The following is a 20,883-nucleotide window of genomic DNA, read 5'->3' as shown; positions in this document are numbered from 1 at the left end:
GACTGACGGGCTTTGGTGCAATAAAGTAATAATGAGAGTTCACTTTAAAGTTGAAACAAAAAAGACGACATATAAAATGTCGTCTTTTTTGTACGGATTTATTTTTCCTCCTATTATTCTATCTTTTCCGTTTTAGAAGCAAATCCGCTTTTAAACCCATCGATAAAATTACAACCACTTAATGAAAATACAAATACACATATAAGACCAACTAAAATACCTTTTTTGTAATTCACTTTACAACAGCCTCCTAATTATCAATTCGCAAACCATATATTACTATATTTAAATGGTTAATATACATTGGAATTACCTTAAAAATGAATTGTTAAATTATATAGTTGTAGGACATGACGTCATCTTATGAATATTTTTATACAGTAGATATATTTATTACTCATATAGTATTACTTCGAAAAGAAATTGTATTACAAAGAGGTATATCTATACCTCTCCACCATACCACTAGACTGTAAAAATACATAATGTGTGTACCTTTTTGGATAGGTGAAGATATGTGAAAATATGAGGGTGAGAGTGAATGTGATTTTTAACGATTTTAGCTCACGGAAGGTTACGAGATAAAAACAACTGAAGGAATACTAAAAAAATAATAACCGACGGATTTTCGTTTGAATACTAATGACTTTTACGGATTCATGAACTTGGCTCTTCAGGAAGAGCATTTTTGATAGCTTAATATAGGAGGTAAATAAATTATGAACGTTAACTACGGTAGACATACTATTATTGAAGTTGATTTAAATGCACTGCAACGTAATTTCCAACAGTACAAACATGCTATTCCATTTGGTACAGCGATTATGACAGTTGTAAAAGCGAATGCCTATGGACACGGGGCAGTTCCGATTGCGAAGGCGGTAATAGAGGCAGGCACAAGTCACTTGGCAGTTGCTTTTGTAGATGAAGGAATTGAACTTAGAGAAGCTGGTATAACAGTACCAATATTAATCTTTGGATACACACCGTATGAAGCGATAGTAGATGCAATTACGTATGATTTAAGCATGACAGTATATACAATTGAGGATTTGCATGCTATAGAAGAGGTTGCTTCACAAATGGAAAAGAATGCGTACATCCATATTAAAATTGACACTGGAATGAGCCGACTCGGTTTACAACTTAATGAAGTCACATTGTTTTTACAAACATTAAAGTGTACAAAATATATTCAGGTTGAAGGAATGTACACGCACTTCGCTTGTGCAGATGAAAGGGATAAAATGTATACTCTCATGCAACAAGAGGTATTTCAAAAAGCCGTAAGCAAAGCAGAAGAGTTACAAATTGTTATTCCATGGATTCATGCCAATAATAGTGCTGCTACAATTGATATGAGAGAAACAAAAGGAAATATGGTCCGCCTTGGAATCGCGTTATACGGTCTCTATCCATCTGCAGATGTCAACCAAGAAGCTATTTCGTTACAGCCTATCCTGACATTTAAATCAAAAGTTGCGCATATCAAAAAAGTAAAAAAAGGAAATGGGGTTGGCTATGGAGCAACATATACAGCGACAGGAGAAGAATGGATTGCGACGATACCGGTTGGATATGCGGATGGTGTCAGCAGGCAACTCTCGAATAAAGGGTTTGTATTAATAAAGGGTATGAAAGTTCCTATTATAGGACGTATTTGTATGGACCAGTTAATGTTGGACGTAACAAAAATCATGCCAATACATGTTGGGGATGAAGTGGTCTTTTATGGTAATCAAGGCGAGGAATCAATAAGTGTAGATTGCGTTGCAGATATATTAAGTACAATTAATTATGAGATTACTTGTATGTTAAGTAGAAGGATACCTCGCATCTATATAAAAGACAATAAACCAATCGAAATAATAAATGAACTACGAAGAAGTCCTATCAGTTTATGTATAAATGAATCAAGAATCTTCACCATAAATTTATGCTAACTTCACATGCAGCACATATTAAAATTGTATTATGTATATGTACCAAATAAAGAAAATAAATAGCATTTCTGTTTTTAATGAAATAAAATCCTATTATTTTTATATAAGGGTCTGAGTTGCATATTGGGTATTGTGGTTTTCTTTAGAAATGAATCTAAAGAAAAAGGAATCAATATAAAAGGGGAATGTCTTATGACAACATATACGAGCGAGATAAAAAAAACTTTAGTTACTGAAGAAGATGTAGATATTTTAAAAATTATGGCGCATCCAATACGTTTACAAATTGTAAATGAATTAAGTGTCCGTAAAACTTGTAATGTAACGCAATTAACAGAAATATTAAATATTCCGCAATCGACTGTTTCACAGCATTTATCAAAAATGAAAGGTAAAGTGCTAAAAGCAGAGAGAAGAGGATTAGAAATTTATTATTACATTAATAATTTAAAAGCAAGTAAGATTGTTAATGTATTAGGATATATAAACTAATAGATATTAATTGTACAAAATAGTCCCTCTGTTATAAAACAGAGGGACTATTTTGTATTTCATTATTTGTTTGTATTTAAGATTTTATAGTTTTTATGATTCACAATAGTTCGATCAAATTCAAAAGTACCACCATTTACATTGGTAATTTCAACTAAGACAGATTCAGTGTACAGTTTTAATACAGAGCCAGTGATTTTCAGGTTATTTCTTTGAAAAAGTATAGTATCCCCTACGTTTGCTTTCATAGTACCTCCTCATAAAAGACAGAAATGTTTGTTTATTATATATATTAAACCACGTATAGTTATAATAGTGAATATTTAGTTTTGTTTATCAATAAAATATTTGTTATTTAATAAAAAACATAGAGTAACATTATGTTAATCAATTGTATATTTTCTATTTATGTGTAGGAAATTGTAAAAATCCACCCCTTTAATTCCAAATATTTTGCTAGAAAAATAAAAAAAGTGAAAGTGGAAATACACTTTATTCTCTGTTAATAATTGTATTAATATGTAGAACAAAGAGAGGGTGGGATATTTGAGTACAAGCATTGTAATGAAAAGCCAAATTATAAGATTATTAAATGATTGGTATCAAGAGATGCTAGTGCAACATGTAATTAAAGCTGGGGAGTTAAAAAAAGAAATAGATAGTAAAATTTATAATATGGAAGAAGATCAAGAAATCTTAATTTATTATTCTTTGCTTAGTTTTCGATACAAAATGTTGATTGGAGAATTTGATAGTAAGAAAACTAATATAAATTCGATTTCAGAAAGAACGGATACGTTTTTACAGTATTATTATTATTTTTTTGAATTTATTTACGCAATGGAGCTAGGGAATTATTATAACGCAAAAAAGCATTATAAAGTCGCTGAGAGTTTGCTGGCTTCAATACCAGATGAAGCGGAGAAAGCGGAATTTAATTATCGAGTATCGTTATTTCATTGTTGTATATCACAACCGACTTTAGCGATTTCTTATGCTTTGAAAGCACAAGATTTTTTTGGTAAGAGTTTAGGGTATGAAGTTAAAACTGCGGCTTGTAAAAATACTTTAGGGGTGTGTTGTATAGCACTAGGACAATATGAGCTTGCAGAAGAATATTTAGTGTCGGCGATGAATACATTTACAAATCTAAAAGAAGAACAACTAATAATAAAAGTTAGATGCAATTTATGTTTATTATATGCAGAGCAAAAATTTTCAGAATTAGCTATCCGACATTTAATTTATTCTTTTGAAGAAATTGAGAAAGATTATAAAACAATATTTTTATTAGCGAGTGAATATTCAAAACTAAAAAAATTCAAAGAAGCGAGTCGGTATATTGAAAAGGGATTAAAAATATGTAACAGAGAATATGAGTATCATTTCAATATTTTAAAAGCATTAAATGAAGAAATGCCGATTGAAGAGTTAGAAGTGATTATCGAAGAAGCAATTCAATATTTCAAAGCACAAAATTTATGGATAGAAGTAAAAAAATATGCGGAGCGGTTAGCGATTCAATATTTTGATGTTGCAAATGAAAAGAAAGCTATCCAGTATTTTTATTTAAGTTATGAAGCTAGAAAAATTATTCAATAAAAAGAGGGTGTATAAGTCTAAATTAAATGTAGGTATTTTAAGTGTTTTTAGGATTAGCAGTATTGTTTTTCAGAGTATATGGATCGTTTTTTTTAACAAGACGCATTAAAAACGCATTCGTTATTATGGAATTTGTAGAGCGAATTGTTACATTTGAAGAAACAATTGTAAACGTACAAAGAAAGTCACCCTTATAAAGTGACCCCATAAAGTAAGAAGACTTTTAGACATATAAAAGGGAAGGTTTTATTACATTTTTAATGTAATGTTTTTTTGTGTTTGTTTAAACAGCCTGTAGTTTCTAAAAGAGGTTATATATTTTAGTACCCTATTATTAGGGTGCTTTTTTGTTTGTATACGGTAATCAAAATTCTGAAGTCCAGCCATGGCGTAACTTTACGCATAACTTTTTATGAAAGAGGATTCAAAAGTACCTGTAAGTCGTACTTATGCAAAACAATACAAAAAGTTGTTACGTATTTAACAAGAAGTTTTTTGTATTTCACCCTTCGGTTTCTGTAACTGATTCCATATATTTGACGCTCTGTCTTGTAAGTGCTTACATGATCAAGAACATCCTATACAATGAAGTTGTTAAATCGAATGAGGTGGCGAAAATGAAAATGAAAAAAGCATATTTAGCGAATAGCATTGAAATAGAAAGAGGAGGAGAAATGGTATGAAAAAATCATCGGTTAATCCATGGCTTGTTGTTCTTGGCACAGTCATAGTACAAATGGGGCTTGGAACGATATATACATGGAGTTTATTCAATCAGCCTTTAGTGAGTAAATACGGTTGGAGTCTAAACGCTGTTGCTATAACATTCTCCATTACTAGCCTGTCTTTAGCATTTTCAACTTTGTTTGCGAGTAAATTACAAGAAAAATGGGGACTTCGTAAACTCATTATGGCAGCTGGATTAGCATTAGGAATCGGATTAATACTTAGTTCACAAGCTTCCTCATTATTAATGCTTTATGTACTAGCGGGAGTTGTTGTAGGTTACGCAGATGGTACAGCATATATCACTTCACTATCGAATTTAATAAAGTGGTTTCCAGAGCGTAAAGGTTTAATCGCCGGTATATCTGTCTCTGCATATGGTACAGGTAGCCTAATATTTAAATACATAAACGCAATGTTGATTGATTCAGTTGGTGTATCGCAAGCGTTTATATACTGGGGTTTAATTGTTACAGCTATGATAGTAATTGGTGCTTGTTTGATCCATCAAGCTGCTGATCAAGGTGCAGTTCAGGCAACAAAAACTAAGGAATATACAACTAAAGAAATGCTAGGCACAAAAGAAGTATACTTGTTATTTATTATGTTATTTACATCATGTATGAGTGGCTTATACTTAATTGGCATGGTAAAAGACATCGGTGTTCAACTTGTAGGGCTTAGTGCAGCAACAGCAGCTAATGCGGTGGCTATGGTTGCAATCTTCAATACATTAGGTCGTATTATTCTGGGACCGTTATCAGATAAAATCGGCCGTTTAAAAATCGTTACTGGTACTTTTGTTGCTATGGCGACTTCAGTCTTGGTTCTAAGTTTCGTAGATTTAAATTATGGTATCTACTTCGTCTGTGTAGCAAGTGTAGCGTTTTGTTTTGGTGGAAATATCACTATTTTCCCAGCTATTGTTGGTGATTTCTTCGGTATGAAAAACCATAGTAAAAACTACGGAATCGTATATCAAGGATTTGGATTTGGAGCGCTTGCAGGTTCCTTTATCGGGGCAATTCTAGGTGGATTCAAACCAACTTTTATGGTGATTGGTGTATTATGTGTCGTGTCATTTATTATCGCAATTGTCATTCAAGCACCTAATCAGAAAAAAGAAAAAGAAGAAGAGTATCGCAGTGTAGCGTGAGTATTTAAATTTTCTATAGCACTAAGGTAACTAAAAAGTACCCTATAAAATAGGGTGCTTTTTTCCGATACATAATAAAATTACGAAAGGGAAGTGGATGTCGAACCACTTTCCTTTTTTCTTTATGAACTAATTTTAATAGTTTTTCTCTAACCAGTCTTTATTATTTACGGGAATTTACCGATAAAAGAGTCATTAAAATATCCGATTGGATTATATTGGAATATCATTGAGTCACGTATAATATATGAAAATCTTAGATTATATATAGGATATTCATTGAGAAATGCAAGATGTAAAATAAAATATTTTCAGAAAAATATTGAGAAAAGAAAAACTTAAATTTTTGATAAAGTATTGTAGGTGAAGAAATCTACAGGTTCTCTTTTTCAATTACAAAAAAGATGATAAGGAATTATGGATTAAATTTTTATTTAAAGTACGTTTTAATGCTTATAGATGCAGTATGGCATAGAAACGTAAAATATTTTATCTGAAAAATAAAAAAAGATTGACAAGTATATTGAGAAACATTATCATTTCGATGTAGATAAAGAAAATGAAAATCATTATCAATGGGTTTCGTTTTGATGAAAAGTACACTTGACCAATTAGTTTAGTAAGTGTATTATTTTTTACATCATTAGTGATAATGAAAATCGTTATCATTTATGTCATTAAACTTGATTAATTTTTATATGAGAGGATAGAGGAAATGAATTTAGGGGAATTTGATGGAAAAACCGTTTTAGTGACAGGTGCAGCTCAAGGTATAGGTAGTGTTGTCGCAAAAATGTTTTTAGAAAGAGGAGCTACAGTTATTGCGGTTGATCAAAATGCAGAAGGGCTTAATATGTTTTTAAATCATTATGCATCAAATGAAAGCCGTATTAAGACGTTTCATTTAGATGTGAGTGATAGTGCCGCTGTTGAAGAGGTAGTAGAACGAATTGAAAATGATATAGCGCCAATAGATATATTAGTAAATGTTGCAGGGGTTCTACGTATGGGAGCGATTCACTCTTTAAGTGACGAAGAGTGGAATAAAACATTCTCTGTAAATACTACAGGAGTTTTCTATATGTCCCGAGCAGTAAGTAAACATATGATGTTAAGGAAGTCAGGGGCAATTGTTACAGTAGGTTCAAATGCGGCAAATACTCCGAGAATGGAGATGGCTGCGTATGCTGCATCAAAAGCTGCAACGACGATGTTCATGAAGTGCTTAGGATTAGAACTCGCAGCATACAATATTCGTTGTAACTTAGTCTCTCCAGGTTCTACTGAAACTGAAATGCAAAGATTATTATGGGCTGATGAGAATGGAGCTAAAAATATAATTGCTGGTTCTCAAAATACATTTAGACTCGGAATTCCTTTACAAAAAATTGCACAGCCTTCAGAAATTGCTGAAGCAGTATTGTTTTTAGCTTCAGATAAAGCAAGTCATATTACAATGCACAATTTATGTGTAGATGGCGGAGCTACATTAGGAGCTTAATAAAAAATTCAGGAGGTTATTATACTATGAATGAACTTACGGCGGTAAAGGAACTGTCAGAAACACTTTTAGAAGATTATAAGACTGAATCTTCATTCTTTTTCGCTTCACCAAATCGAACGATATTGGCAGAAGGAGAGTTTACTATAGTAAAACATAGTGAAATCGAAAGCTTTCCAGAGCTTGTAAAGGCGGTATTAAGTAATGCCAAACAGGATGGAAATCCAAATCCTATCGTTGTAGGAGCTTTGCCATTTGATCGTAGAAAAGAAGTTCAACTTATTGTACCAGAATATTGCAGAATTACTGAGCGTTTACAGTTGGAGAAAACAAATGAGATAAAACAAAATGAGAAACTGGCATTTGAAATGACACCAGTTCCAGAGCCTGAAGTTTACATGAATGGTGTGAAGCAAGGAATAGCAAAAATTCAGGACGGAGATTTAAAGAAAATCGTTCTATCTAGATCGTTGGATGTTAAGTCTTCAGAGGTAATTGATAAACAAAAGCTTCTTCGTGAATTAGCAGAACATAATAAGCACGGTTATACATTTGCTGTGAATTTACCGAAAGATGAAAACGAGAACAATAAGACATTAATTGGAGCAAGCCCTGAATTGCTTGTTTCACGTAGTGGTATGCAAGTCGTTTCTAATCCATTAGCTGGTTCAAGACCAAGAAGTGACGATCCAGCAGAAGATAAACGAAGAGCAGAAGAATTACTTTCTTCTCCAAAAGATTTACATGAACATGCGGTAGTAGTTGAAGCGGTTGCCGCAGCACTTCTTCCGTATTGTCATACATTACATGTTCCAGAAAAACCGGCTGTTATTCATAGTGAAGCGATGTGGCACTTATCTACAGAGGTAAAAGGTGAACTTAAGGATCCAAATACTTCTGCTTTAGAATTAGCAATTGCTCTTCATCCAACACCAGCAGTTTGCGGAACTCCAATGGAAGAAGCAAGAGAAGCTATTCAAAAAATTGAGCCATTTGACCGTGAATTCTTTACAGGAATGTTAGGGTGGAGCGATTTAAATGGAGATGGTGAATGGATTGTTACAATTCGCTGTGCTGAAGTGCAAGAAAATACACTTCGCTTATATGCAGGCGCTGGAGTTGTTGCTGAGTCAAACCCAGAAGATGAGTTAGCAGAAACATCAGCTAAATTCCAAACAATGTTGAAAGCTTTAGGGTTAAGCGATAGTTCAGTGAATGAAAAATAGGGGGAAGAAAGAATGTTAGCAGGTTATACGGAATGGCCCAAAGAATTTGCAAATCGTTATCGAGAAGAAGGATGCTGGATCGGTGAAACATTTGGCGGAATGTTAAGAGAGCGTGCTGAAAAATATGGAGATGAAATTGCGGTTGTAAGTGGTAATACGCAAATAACGTATAGTGAACTTGATAAAAAGGTAGATCGCTTAGCTGCAGGTTTACTGAATTTAGGAATAAAGCAAGAGGACCGAGTTGTAATTCAGTTACCTAACATTATAGAGTTTTTCGAAATATGTTTTGCGCTATTTCGAATTGGAGCTCTTCCTGTTTTTGCGCTACCTTCTCATCGCAGTAGTGAAATTAGTTATTTTTGCGAGTTTGGTGAGGCGAGCGCTTACGTTATTTCAGATAAGGCTCTCGGCTTTGATTACCGAAAACTAGCAAGAGAAGTAAAAGAGAAAGTTCCAACTTTACAACATGTAATCGTAGTGGGGGAAGAAGAAGAATTTGTGAACATAAGTAATCTGTATATGGATCCTGTTCCATTACCAGAAGTTCAGCCAAGTGATGTTGCGTTTCTCCAATTATCAGGAGGGACAACAGGACTTTCTAAATTAATTCCTAGAACACATGATGACTATATTTATAGTTTACGTGTTAGCGCTGAAATTTGTAATTTGAATGCAGAAAGCGTCTATATGGCAGTTCTTCCAGTAGCACACAATTACCCGATGAGTTCTCCAGGAACTTTTGGAACGTTCTACGCGGGTGGAAAAGTAGTGTTGGCAACTGGAGGTAGTCCAGATGAAGCATTTGCTCTTATAGAAAAAGAAAAAGTTACGATTACAGCTCTCGTTCCACCATTAGCGATGATTTGGCTTGATGCTGTATCTTCCCGTAATGACGATTTATCGAGCTTGCAAGTTATTCAAGTAGGTGGTGCGAAATTTAGTGCCGAAGTTGCGAAGCGTATTCGTCCTACATTTGGATGCAAGTTACAGCAAGTGTTCGGTATGGCAGAAGGGTTAGTAAATTATACAAGATTAAATGATCCTGAAGAAATCATTATTCATACACAAGGTAGACCGATGTCTACATTCGATGAAGTAAGAGTTGTTGATGAAAATGATAATGATGTTAAGCCTGGTGAAGTAGGCAGTTTATTAACGCGAGGGCCATATACAATTCGTGGCTATTATAAAGCAACAGAACATAATGTAAGATCATTTACAGAAGATGGTTTTTATCGCACAGGTGATCTTGTGAAAGTGAATGAACAAGGTTACATCATTGTAGAAGGAAGAGATAAAGATCAAATTAACCGTGGTGGTGAGAAAGTTGCTGCGGAAGAAGTTGAAAATCATCTTTTAGCACACGATGCAGTACATGATGTAGCAATTGTATCTATGCCTGACGATTATTTAGGAGAACGTACTTGCGCTTTTGTCATAGCTCGCGGACAAACTCCAACTGTAAGTGAATTAAAAATGTTTTTAAGAGAACGTGGTATAGCGGCGTATAAGATTCCAGATCGAATCGAATTTATTGAATCATTCCCGCAAACAGGTGTTGGAAAAGTAAGCAAAAAAGAATTACGTAAAGTTATTGCTGAAAAACTTATTACAGTAAAACGATAAAAAAAACTATTAGAATCGGAAGGAAGTGATTAGATGGCTATCCCATCTATTTCAGTATATAAAATGCCAATTGAATCAGAACTACCAAAAAATAAAGTGAATTGGACGCCAGATCCGAAACGTGCGGTTCTTCTAATCCATGACATGCAAGAATATTTTCTTGATGCATATAGCGATACAGAATCGCCAAAAGTAGAACTAATTTCAAATATTAAGGTGATAAGAGAAAGATGCAAGGAACTTGGTATACCAGTTGTTTATACAGCACAACCTGGTGGACAAACGTTAGAACAACGAGGGTTATTACAAGACTTTTGGGGTGACGGTATTCCTGCTGGACCAGATAAAAAGAAAATTGTTGATGAGCTTACTCCAGATGAGGATGATATATTCCTAACAAAATGGAGATATAGTGCATTTAAAAAGACGAATCTATTAGAAATTTTAAATGAGCAGGGAAGAGATCAACTTATTATTTGCGGTATTTATGCCCATATTGGTTGCCTTTTAACAGCTTGTGAAGCATTTATGGATGGTATAGAGCCATTTTTTGTAGCAGATGCAGTTGCTGATTTTTCACTAGAGCATCATAAACAAGCATTGCAGTATGCATCTAATAGATGTGCAGTAACGACATCAACAAACTTACTGTTAAAAGATTTACAAAGTTTAAAGGGTGATGAGAGTGAAGGAATCACTTTACAGGAAGTGCATGAACTAGTTGCACAACTACTCCGTGAGTCTGTAGAGAGTATTGAAGTTGATGAAGATTTATTAAATAGAGGACTTGATTCGGTCAGAATTATGAGTTTAGTAGAGAAGTGGCGCCGCGAAGGGAAAGAAATCACTTTTGCAGATTTAGCAGAACGTCCTAATGTTGCTGATTGGTACCGTTTACTATCTTCACAAGCAGCACAAGTGCTGTAACAAATAGACTACATAATAAAGGGGTAGTAAAGAATGCCTAACAGTCAAAAGATTCGTCATTCGTTATCATCTGCGCAGTCTGGTATGTGGTTTGCGCAACAATTAGATCCGCTTAATCCGATTTATAATACTGGGGAATATATAGAAATAAACGGAAATATTAATCAAGAAATTTTCGAGTTAGCTGTATGTAAAGTTATAACAGAAGCAGAAGCACTTCATGTTCGTTTCGAAGAGGATGAAATTGGCCCATGGCAAGTTATTGAGGAATCGTCAAAGTTTCATATGCATTTTATTGACGTTCGTAAAGAAAAAAATCCTGAAGAAGCTGCTAAGGTATGGATGAAAAATGATTTATCTATGCCCGTGGATTTAACAGAGGATAAATTATTTACTGAAGCACTTATTCAAATTGAAAATAATCGTTTCTTTTGGTATCAGCGCATCCATCACATTGTGATGGATGGCTATGGATTTTCACTTCTTAGCCAAAAGGTAGCGAATGAGTATACATCACTTATAGAAGAAACAAACAAGAATGAAAAGCCATTTGGCTCTCTTGCAAAAATTGTACAAGAAGATAATGAGTATCGTGAATCTAAACAATTTCAGGAAGATCGTACTTTTTGGTTAGAGAAGTTTGCAGATGAACCGGAAGTTGTAAGTTTAGCAGAACGAGCGCCGAGAACATCAAATGGATTTTCACGAGAAACTGCTTATTTATCAAATTCTAGTACGAAAACGTTACTAGAAGATATCAATATTTCGTTAACGAGTTGGCCCGAATTTGTTGTAGCTGTAACAAGTATTTATATGCATAAATTAACAGGTGCAAATGATATTGTTTTAGGTTTACCGATGATGGGGCGTCTTGGTTCTGTATCTATTCATACACCAAGCATGGTAATGAATTTAGTTCCACTTCGTCTAAAGTTAACTCCAAATATAACTTTTGCAGAATTAATACAGCAAGTTTCTAAAGAAATTCGAGATATACGTCGTCATCATAAATATCGTCATGAGGAATTAAGAAGAGACTTAAAGTTACTAGGTGAAAATCAAAGGCTATTTGGGCCATTAGTGAATGTTATGCCTTTTGATTATGGGCTTAACTTTGCTGGAAATCGTGGCATTACACATAATTTATCAGCAGGACCTGTCGATGATTTATCGATAAATGTATATAAGCGCTTCGATGAAAATGAGTTAATGATTCATTTTGATGCGAATCCGGAAGTATATAGCGATACGGAACTAGCATTGCATAAAGAAAGATTTATGAATCTATTAGACTTAGTGATAAATAATTATCACAAAGACGAGCCGATTGGAAAAATAAACATTACTCTTCCTGAAGAAAATCATAAAGTTTTATTGGAATGGAATGAAACTAAGAGAGCTGAAGAGCTAATTAATCTACCTATATTATTTGAAAAACAAGTACAAAAAAATCCAAATAATATAGCAGTTACTTGTAACGGGATAAAACTTACGTATAAAGAGCTAAATGAACGAGCGAATGAACTTGCAAACTATTTAGTAGAAGAAGGAATACAAGCAAATCAGTTTGTAGCCTTAGTATTTCCAAGATCAATAGAAATGATAGTTAGTATGTTAGCAGTTCTAAAGGCAGGTGCAGCATATTTACCAATAGATCCAGAATACCCAGCCGAGCGAATTAATTATATAGTAAATGACGCAAATCCGGTTTGTATCATAACACATTCATCTGTTTCATCCTCTTTAGTTATAGAAAATGATATTAAAAAAATCGTATTCGATAGCGAAGAAACGAAAATAGCGTTAAAAACATATTCTCATATGAATATATCATTTAAAAATAATGAATCACTTTTAAACCCAGCGTATACAATTTACACTTCAGGATCAACAGGAAATCCAAAAGGTGTAATTGTTTCTATGAAAGGTTTAAGTAACTTCTTATTGGCTATGCAAGACATGTTTTCATTAAATGAAAACGATCATTTATTAGCAGTTACAACGTTTGCGTTTGATATTTCTGCTCTAGAAATATATTTACCTCTTATTAGTGGTGCAAGTATAACAATTGCTCAAAAAGAAGTAATCCAAGAGCCTTCTGCATTAACGACACTTTTACAAGAAGAAAGAGTGACAATTATGCAAGCTACACCGACGCTCTGGCAGGCGTTAGTAACTGAATATCCAGAGCGGCTACAAGAGCTAAACGTACTCGTTGGTGGTGAAGCTCTACCAGCACATTTAGCAAATAAATTAAAAGAATTAGGTTGCTCTATAAGTAACTTATATGGACCAACTGAAACGACAATTTGGTCTACTTACATGAACATTGATGAAAGTGAAAGTGGTATACCTCCTATTGGAAAGCCAATCTGGAATACAGAAGTATATGTATTGGATGCAGGGTTACAACCAGTTCCACCTGGAGTTATAGGTGAATTATATATTGCAGGGGAAGGGCTTGCGAACGGATATTTAGGAAAACCTGAATTAACAGCTGAACGGTTTGTTGCAAATCCTTATGGAAAAGCTGGAGCACGTATGTACCGCACAGGTGATCTTGTGAAATGGCGTAAGGATGGTGTGTTAGAGTATATTAGTCGCGCAGATCATCAAATTAAAATTCGCGGTTTCCGAATTGAATTAGCTGAAATTGAAACGGTATTACAACGACATGAAAATATTCAACAAGCGGTAGTAATGGTACGAGAAGATCGCCTAAATGATAAACGAATCATTGCGTATATCGTTGCCGAAGAGAAGGAACCAATTAATCTTTCAGAAATTCGTTCTTATGTTTCAGAAAGTTTAGCGAATTATATGGTACCATCGGCATTTGTTGTGCTAGAAGAATTACCATTAACGCCAAATGGTAAGGTTGATAGAAAGAAATTACCTGCTCCTGATTTTAATGGAATGAACAATGAGAGAGTTGCTAGAAATCCGAAAGAAGAAATATTATGTGATTTATTTGCTGAGGTACTTGGTATTTCAAGAATTAGTATAGATGATAATTTCTTTGAAATGGGTGGCCATTCGCTTCTTGCATCTCGTTTAATGGCAAGAATTCGTGAAACGTTAAGTGTAGAATTAGGAATCGGAAAGCTATTTGAATTACCAACTGTTGCTGAATTAGCGAAACAATTGGATCATGCAAAAAGCGCAAGACCAGCTATTAAGAAAGTAAGTAGGCCAAATCAAGTTCCACTTTCATTTGCACAGCGCAGGTTATGGTTCTTAAATTGTTTAGAAGGTCCAAGCCCTACTTATAATATTCCGTTAGTCATTCGTATGTCTGGAAAATTGAATGAGGAAGCACTGCAAGGTGCCTTTTATGATGTAGTGAAGAAACATGAAACACTTAGAACAATTTTCCCTAATGTATTAGGTAGTTCATATCAGAAAATTTTAAATATGGAAGACTTAAATCTAGAAATGATTATAACAAAAACATGTAAAGATGAATTAGAAAGTGTACTTTCAGAGGCGGTAAAATATAGCTTTAACCTTGATGTTGAGCCAGCAGTTCGTTTACAACTTTTTAAAGCGAGTGAAAATGAGCATGTATTACTAATTCTTTTACATCATATTGTAGGAGATGGATGGTCATTACAACCGTTAACGAGAGACTTTACAGCGGCTTATAAAGCACGATGTCAAGGTGACAAAGTTCAGCTGGAGACACTTCCAGTACAATACGCAGATTATTCACTTTGGCAACAGCAACTATTAGGTGATGCAACTACACCAGAAAGTCTTATTTCAACACAATTAGATTTTTGGAAAGAAGAGCTAAACGGTTTGCCAGATCAAATGGAGTTACCTACAGATTATCAGCGTCCAATTGAAACGAGTTATCGCGGGGAAACAATTCATTTTCATATAGATGAAGGTATGCATAGTAGGTTAGTAGAGCTTGCTCGTAAAAATGGAGTTAGTTTGTTTATGGTGTTGCAAGCAGGACTAAGTGCGCTATTTACGAGATTAGGTGCTGGTACTGATATACCAATTGGAAGTCCAATTGCCGGAAGAAATGACGATGCGCTATCAAATATAGTTGGTTTATTTGTAAATACATTAGTGTTACGTACAAATACATCAGGAGATCCAAGCTTTAAAGAATTATTAAATAGAGTGAAACAGGTAAATCTTGCAGCTTATGAAAATCAAGATGTTCCATTTGAACGACTCGTTGAAGTGTTAAACCCAGTACGTACCCGAAATAGTCATCCGCTGTTTCAAATTATGTTAGCTTTCCAAAATACGCCTGAAGCGACGTTTGATGTTCCAGATTTAGAAGCGAGCCTTGAAATTCAAAGTGTTGGCTCTGCAAAATTTGATTTAACATTTGAAATTAGCGAGAGTAACGGAGTTGATGGGACTTCAAAAGGCTTACACGGATTGCTAGAGTTTAGTACCGATTTATATAAACGTGAAACGGTTCAAAAACTAATAGAACGATTCATTCTGTTATTAGATGATGCAGCGAAACATCCTGATCAATCAATTGGTAGATTAGAAATATTAACTTTAGCAGAGCGAAATACAGTTTTAGAAAAGTGGAATGGTGGTTTTCAAATTGTACCTGAAATGACATTGCCACAATTATTTGAAAAGCAGGCTCATGTAAATCCAAATTCTATTGCTGTCGTCTTTGAAAATGAAAAGCTAACTTATGAAGAGCTAAATAGAAAAGCGAATAGAATAGCTCGTTTGTTAATAGCGAAAGGAATCGGTCCTGATCAACTCGTTGCTTTAGCGATGCCGAGATCTTTAAATATGGTTGTAAGCTTACTTGCTGTTCTTAAAGCTGGTGCGGGATACCTTCCGTTAGATCCGGATTATCCATCAGATCGTATCTCATTTATGCTACACGATGCGAAACCATCATGTATTTTAACAAATTCAGATGTGGAAATTGAATGTGATGAGGCACTAAAGATTTTAGTTGATGATGTGAACGTAATAGAAGAAATTGAGAAATATAGTGAAGACAATATTGATGAAATGGAGCGCATTAAGCCGTTATCTCCTTCACATATTGCTTACGTTATTTATACGTCAGGCTCAACAGGTAGACCGAAAGGCGTTATGATACCTCATCAAAATGTAGTAAGACTTTTAGGAGCAACTGATCATTGGTTCCAATTTGACTCAGACGATGTGTGGACGATGTTCCATTCATACGCTTTTGATTTCTCAGTTTGGGAAATTTGGGGACCTTTATTATATGGAGGGCGTCTAGTCGTAGTACCACATACTGTAAGTCGCTCGCCGAAAGAATTTTTACAACTGCTTGTTAAGGAAAAGGTGACTGTTTTAAACCAAACTCCATCAGCGTTCTATCAATTGATGCAAGCCGATCGTGAAAATGAAGAGATTGGTCAAAAATTATCTTTACGATATGTTGTGTTTGGAGGAGAAGCACTTGAACTAAGTCGATTAGAAGATTGGTATAGTCGTCATCCTCATAACTCACCGAAGCTGATTAATATGTACGGTATTACGGAGACGACGGTACATGTTAGTTATATTGAATTAGATGAGAGCATCGTCTCTTTACGAGCAAATAGTTTAATCGGGTGCAGTATACCGGATCTTAAAGTATACGTATTAGATAACTATTTACAACCGATGCCACCTGGAGTAGTTGGAGAAATGTATGTTGCAGGTGCAGGACTGGCTCGTGGATATTTAGGAAGAGCAGGATTAACTGCTGAACGTTTTATCGCAGATCCATTTGGTAAGCCAGGTACAAGAATGTATCGTACAGGAGACCTAGCGCGCTGGCGTCAAGATGGGACGTTAGATTATATAGGACGTGCAGATCATCAAATTAAAATTCGTGGATTCCGAATTGAATTAGGGGAAATAGAAGCGGTAATAATGAAACATCCTAAAGTTGAACAAGTAGCTGTTATTGTACGGGAAGATCAACCAGGGGATAAACGATTAGTTTCTTATATCGTCGCATCAAATAATGAAACGATTGATACGAATGAAATGCGTCAGCATGCTGGTGGTAGTTTACCAGATTACATGGTTCCCTACGCTTTTGTAGTAGTAAATGAGTTACCTTTAACTCCAAACGGTAAATTAGATAGAAAGGCATTGCCAGCTCCAGAATTTATTGCATCATCTTCTAGCCGCGGACCAAGAACACCGCAAGAAGAAATGTTATGTGACTTGTTTACAGAAGTTTTAAGTGTGTCTCAAATTGGAATTGATGACGGATTCTTTGATCTTGGTGGTCATTCACTTCTTGCAGTACAGCTTATGAGTCGCATTAAAGAGGCACTAGGAGTGGAACTGAATATCGGAACTTTATTTGCAGCACCTACTGTTGCAGGGCTTGCTGAAAGACTTGAAATGGGGAATGGTCAAAGTGCACTTGATGTGTTGCTTCCATTACGAGCAAGCGGAGATCAATTACCACTATTTTGTGTACATCCAGCGGGTGGATTAAGTTGGTGCTATGCAGGACTTATGAAATCTTTAGGAACAGATTATCCAATCTATGGTGTACAAGCACGTGGTATCGCTGAAAATGAAGAACTTCCAAAAAGTTTAGAGGAGATGGCAGCGGATTATTTGAAACACGTTCGTGAAGTACAGCCTCATGGACCGTATCGTTTACTCGGTTGGTCGCTTGGAGGAAATGTTGTTCATGCAATGGCGGCGCAACTACAAAATGAAGGAGAAGAAGTAGAATTACTCGTTATGCTTGATTCTTATCCTGGTCACTTCTTACCGAATACGGAAGCACCTACTGAAGAAGAAGCGTTAATCGCATTACTTGCTTTAGGTGGATATGATCCAGATAACATGGATGGTAAACCACTTACTATGGAAAGTGCGGTTGCAATACTTCGCAAAGATGGAAGTGCATTAGCAAGTCTTGAAGAAGAGACTATTTTGAACTTGAAAGAAACATATGTAAATTCGGTAGGGTTGTTAGGGAAATACGTACCGAAAGTTTATAACGGGGATATTTTATTCTTTAGATCTACTGTTATACCAGACTGGTTTGATCCTATTTCTCCAAATACGTGGCTAAATTATTTAGACGGGGAAATCGTGCAGCATGATATTGATTGTAGACATAAAGATTTATGTCAACCAGGTCCACTTACAGAAATTGGACAAGTATTAGCGAAATATTTGCAGAATAAGAAAGGGGTAAGTAAAGTATGACGAATCCGTTTGAAAATGATAATTACACATATAAAGTATTAATGAATGAGGAGGACCAGTATTCTCTCTGGCCTGCTTTCCTCGATGTACCTATTGGTTGGAATGTCGTACATGAAGAAGCTAACAGACAAGTTTGCCTAGAATACGTTGAAGTTAACTGGAACGATTTAGATCCGAAAAAAAATCAAATTAGCGAAAAAATATTAGTAGGAAAACAATAATGAAAGCAAAAATAAATCCAAAAGTAGTTGTAAGCATCGTTTATATAACAGCGATGTTTATGGCTGCGATGGATGCAACGATTGTGAATGTAGCACTGCAAACGATAAGTAAAGAGCTACAAGTACCCCCGTCTGCAATGGGGACAGTAAATGTTGGGTATTTAGTTAGCTTAGCTGTTTTTCTTCCGATTTCTGGTTGGTTAGGCGATCGCTTTGGTACGAAAAAAGTATTTTTAACTGCCCTTTTCGTTTTTACAATTGCATCTGCATTATGTGGAATTGCTAATGATATTACTTCATTAAACATTTTTCGTATCATTCAAGGTGCTGGTGGCGGGCTTTTAACACCAGTCGGGATGGCGATGTTATTCCGAACATTTTCACCAGAGGAAAGACCAAAAATTTCTCGATTTATTGTACTTCCAATTACTGTAGCACCAGCGATTGGACCAATTATTGGTGGTTTCTTTGTAGATCAAATGTCTTGGCGCTGGGCATTTTATATTAATTTGCCGTTTGGTATCATTGCGTTGCTATTTGGACTTCTATTTTTAGCAGAGCATATTGAAAAATCGGCTGGTCGTTTTGATTCTCTCGGTTTTATTCTTTCAGCACCAGGTTTTGCAATGCTCATCTATGCACTCAGTCAAGGTCCGTCAAAAGGTTGGATTTCTCCAGAAATAATAAGTACTGGGATAGCTGGGATTGTATTCATTACATTGTTTATAATTGTAGAACTGAAAGTAAAGCAACCGATGTTAGATTTACGCTTATTAAAAGAACCAGTTTTTAGAAAAATGAGTCTCATATCTTTGTTTTCATCTGCTGGTTTACTAGGAATGCTATTTATTTTTCCGCTTATGTATCAAAATGTAATAGGAGTTTCCGCGCTGGAATCAGGTCTTACGACATTCCCGGAGGCGATTGGATTAATGATTTCTTCACAGATTGTGCCATGGTCATATAAGAAATTAGGAGCACGAAAGGTAATCTCTATTGGATTAGTAAGTACGGCGGTTATCTTTGTTTTATTAAGTTTTGTAAATCATAATACGAATCCATGGCAAATTCGGGCACTATTGTTTGGCATTGGTATTTTCTTAGGTCAATCTGTCGGTGCGGTTCAATTTTCTGCTTTTAACAATATTGCACCATCTTCTATGGGGAGAGCAACTACTATATTCAATGTGCAAAACCGATTAGGATCTGCAATAGGAGTTGCTGTTTTAGCTAGTATACTATCTGGTTTTGGAAGTAATAACGTACAGAATAATGCACAATCAGATTTCTTGCCATATCAAGCGGCATTAATTGGATCAGCGGTATTTTTACTTGTAGCATTACTATTTTCTTTACGTATTTCCGATAAAGAGGTAATGTCAAAGAAGAATAAAAAGCCGTTATCTGTATTACAAAAAGAGAAAGAAGTTGTAAATGAATGAGTTGCAGCATGCTAATACTCTTTTGAAATAAAGTAATATTGGCATTTAAAAGGAGAGAGTTTACATGATGGAGAGTAAAGTTGTAGATTCTGTACCAACTCTTAATGAGAATAGTTGTCAAATATGGTGGGCGAGAATTTCAGATTTACAATCATGGCATTACAATTTACTAAATGATGTAGAGCGAGAGAAAGCAAATTCATATCATCAGTCGGCAGATCGTGCACGTTTTATAATAGGTTGCGTAATTAGTAGGTTAGTTCTTGGAAAAATACTTTCTATGTCGCCAGTTCAAGTGCCGATTGATCGAATGTGCCCAGTATGTAAGTTACAACATGGTAGGCCGCAGTTACCAGAAGGTATGCCGCAAATATCCGTTTCCCATTCGGGTGAGTGGGTTGTCGTGGCGTTTACAAAATCTGCATCTGTCGGTGTTGATGTTGAACAAATGAATCCAAATGTAGATGCTATGAAAATGGCAGAGGGCGTATTAACAGACATTGAAATAGCACAAGTTATGAAGTTACCTGATGAGCAGCGACTAGAAGGATTTTTAACATATTGGACTCGAAAAGAAGCAGTGCTGAAAGCGACAGGTGAAGGACTATTGATTCCACCAGTAGAAATTACAGTATCAGCTCCAAATGACCCTCCAAAATTGTTGGTTTTTAAAGATAGACAAGAGTTAGCAGAAAATACAATGATGGAAGATGTAAGACCTAGTTTAGATTATATGGCTTCCATTGCAATATTTAGTAAAGAAGTAACTGAAATTACGCAGTTAGACGCGGTATCGCTATTAAATTATAAATCAATTTAATAAA

The 20,883-nt window shown here is 35.1% G+C and carries 16 protein-coding genes and 1 pseudogene; 15 read left to right on the top strand and 2 right to left on the bottom strand.

Annotated elements, in window-relative coordinates; translation table 11 throughout:
- Positions 1-113: 113 nt before the first annotated feature.
- A complete protein-coding gene (locus tag QCI75_RS15410) occupies positions 114-236 on the bottom strand; it encodes a hypothetical protein (RefSeq protein ID WP_353760801.1) in 123 nt (40 codons plus the stop codon).
- A 483-nt stretch (positions 237-719) separates the two neighbouring features.
- On the opposite strand from QCI75_RS15410, the gene alr reads away from it, so the two are divergent.
- Positions 720-1,943: an alanine racemase gene (alr, locus tag QCI75_RS15405; protein WP_353760800.1), complete on the top strand. Its 1,224-nt coding sequence runs from the start codon at positions 720-722 to the stop codon at positions 1,941-1,943.
- 192 nt (positions 1,944-2,135) lie between these two features.
- The gene (locus QCI75_RS15400) at positions 2,136-2,435 is read left to right on the top strand and encodes an ArsR/SmtB family transcription factor (protein ID WP_070142537.1); all 300 of its coding nucleotides are present in this window, start codon (positions 2,136-2,138) and stop codon (positions 2,433-2,435) included.
- 62 nt (positions 2,436-2,497) lie between these two features.
- Here QCI75_RS15400 and QCI75_RS15395 read toward each other — a convergent pair whose 3' ends face one another.
- Positions 2,498-2,683, bottom strand: coding sequence for a YkvS family protein (locus QCI75_RS15395; RefSeq protein ID WP_144506307.1), 186 nt, complete (start codon positions 2,681-2,683; stop codon positions 2,498-2,500).
- Between the two features lie 316 nt (positions 2,684-2,999).
- Between QCI75_RS15395 and QCI75_RS15390 the strand changes: the two genes are divergently transcribed.
- The 13 genes and pseudogenes from QCI75_RS15390 to sfp all read left to right on the top strand — a co-directional run bounded on the left by QCI75_RS15390 (position 3,000) and on the right by sfp (position 20,879).
- Positions 3,000-4,037 carry a response regulator aspartate phosphatase gene (locus tag QCI75_RS15390; protein WP_353760799.1) on the top strand — a complete coding sequence of 346 codons (1,038 nt, stop codon included), beginning with the start codon at positions 3,000-3,002 and terminating at the stop codon, positions 4,035-4,037.
- 41 nt (positions 4,038-4,078) lie between these two features.
- Complete coding sequence (locus tag QCI75_RS15385; RefSeq protein ID WP_353761579.1) at positions 4,079-4,234, top strand: hypothetical protein; 156 nt, start codon at positions 4,079-4,081, stop codon at positions 4,232-4,234.
- A 165-nt stretch (positions 4,235-4,399) separates the two neighbouring features.
- Positions 4,400-4,521: pseudogene (locus QCI75_RS15380) on the top strand (LytTR family transcriptional regulator DNA-binding domain-containing protein); the annotation flags it as partial.
- Positions 4,487-4,720, top strand: a complete 234-nt coding sequence (locus QCI75_RS15375; protein ID WP_353761577.1) for a hypothetical protein — start codon at positions 4,487-4,489, stop codon at positions 4,718-4,720. The pseudogene QCI75_RS15380 and the gene QCI75_RS15375, both read left to right, overlap by 35 nt.
- Positions 4,717-5,919 carry an L-lactate MFS transporter gene (locus tag QCI75_RS15370; protein WP_144506305.1) on the top strand — a complete coding sequence of 401 codons (1,203 nt, stop codon included), beginning with the start codon at positions 4,717-4,719 and terminating at the stop codon, positions 5,917-5,919. The genes QCI75_RS15375 and QCI75_RS15370 overlap by 4 nt, the downstream gene beginning before the upstream one ends.
- Positions 5,920-6,634: 715 nt before the next feature.
- Entirely contained in the window at positions 6,635-7,420 is a 786-nt protein-coding gene (gene dhbA, locus QCI75_RS15365) for a 2,3-dihydro-2,3-dihydroxybenzoate dehydrogenase (protein WP_144506304.1), read from the top strand.
- A gap of 26 nt (positions 7,421-7,446) precedes the next feature.
- Entirely contained in the window at positions 7,447-8,646 is a 1,200-nt protein-coding gene (gene dhbC, locus QCI75_RS15360; RefSeq protein WP_144506303.1) for an isochorismate synthase DhbC, read from the top strand.
- A gap of 12 nt (positions 8,647-8,658) precedes the next feature.
- Entirely contained in the window at positions 8,659-10,275 is a 1,617-nt protein-coding gene (locus QCI75_RS15355) for a (2,3-dihydroxybenzoyl)adenylate synthase (RefSeq protein WP_144506302.1), read from the top strand.
- 33 nt (positions 10,276-10,308) lie between these two features.
- A complete protein-coding gene (locus QCI75_RS15350) occupies positions 10,309-11,202 on the top strand; it encodes an isochorismatase family protein (RefSeq protein WP_353760798.1) in 894 nt (297 codons plus the stop codon).
- Positions 11,203-11,235: 33 nt separating this feature from the next.
- The gene (locus QCI75_RS15345) at positions 11,236-18,396 is read left to right on the top strand and encodes an amino acid adenylation domain-containing protein (RefSeq protein WP_353760797.1); all 7,161 of its coding nucleotides are present in this window, start codon (positions 11,236-11,238) and stop codon (positions 18,394-18,396) included.
- Complete coding sequence (locus QCI75_RS15340; RefSeq protein WP_353760796.1) at positions 18,393-18,617, top strand: MbtH family protein; 225 nt, start codon at positions 18,393-18,395, stop codon at positions 18,615-18,617. Before QCI75_RS15345 ends, QCI75_RS15340 begins: the two co-directional genes overlap by 4 nt.
- Entirely contained in the window at positions 18,617-20,059 is a 1,443-nt protein-coding gene (locus tag QCI75_RS15335; protein ID WP_353760795.1) for an MDR family MFS transporter, read from the top strand. The genes QCI75_RS15340 and QCI75_RS15335 overlap by 1 nt, the downstream gene beginning before the upstream one ends.
- A gap of 64 nt (positions 20,060-20,123) precedes the next feature.
- Positions 20,124-20,879: a 4'-phosphopantetheinyl transferase Sfp gene (gene sfp, locus QCI75_RS15330; protein WP_353760794.1), complete on the top strand. Its 756-nt coding sequence runs from the start codon at positions 20,124-20,126 to the stop codon at positions 20,877-20,879.
- Positions 20,880-20,883 lie beyond the last annotated feature (4 nt).

Source organism: Bacillus cereus group sp. RP43 (genome assembly GCF_040459645.1).
Lineage (GTDB): Bacteria > Bacillota > Bacilli > Bacillales > Bacillaceae_G > Bacillus_A > Bacillus_A mycoides_C.
This window is presented reverse-complemented; position numbering and strand designations above follow the sequence as displayed.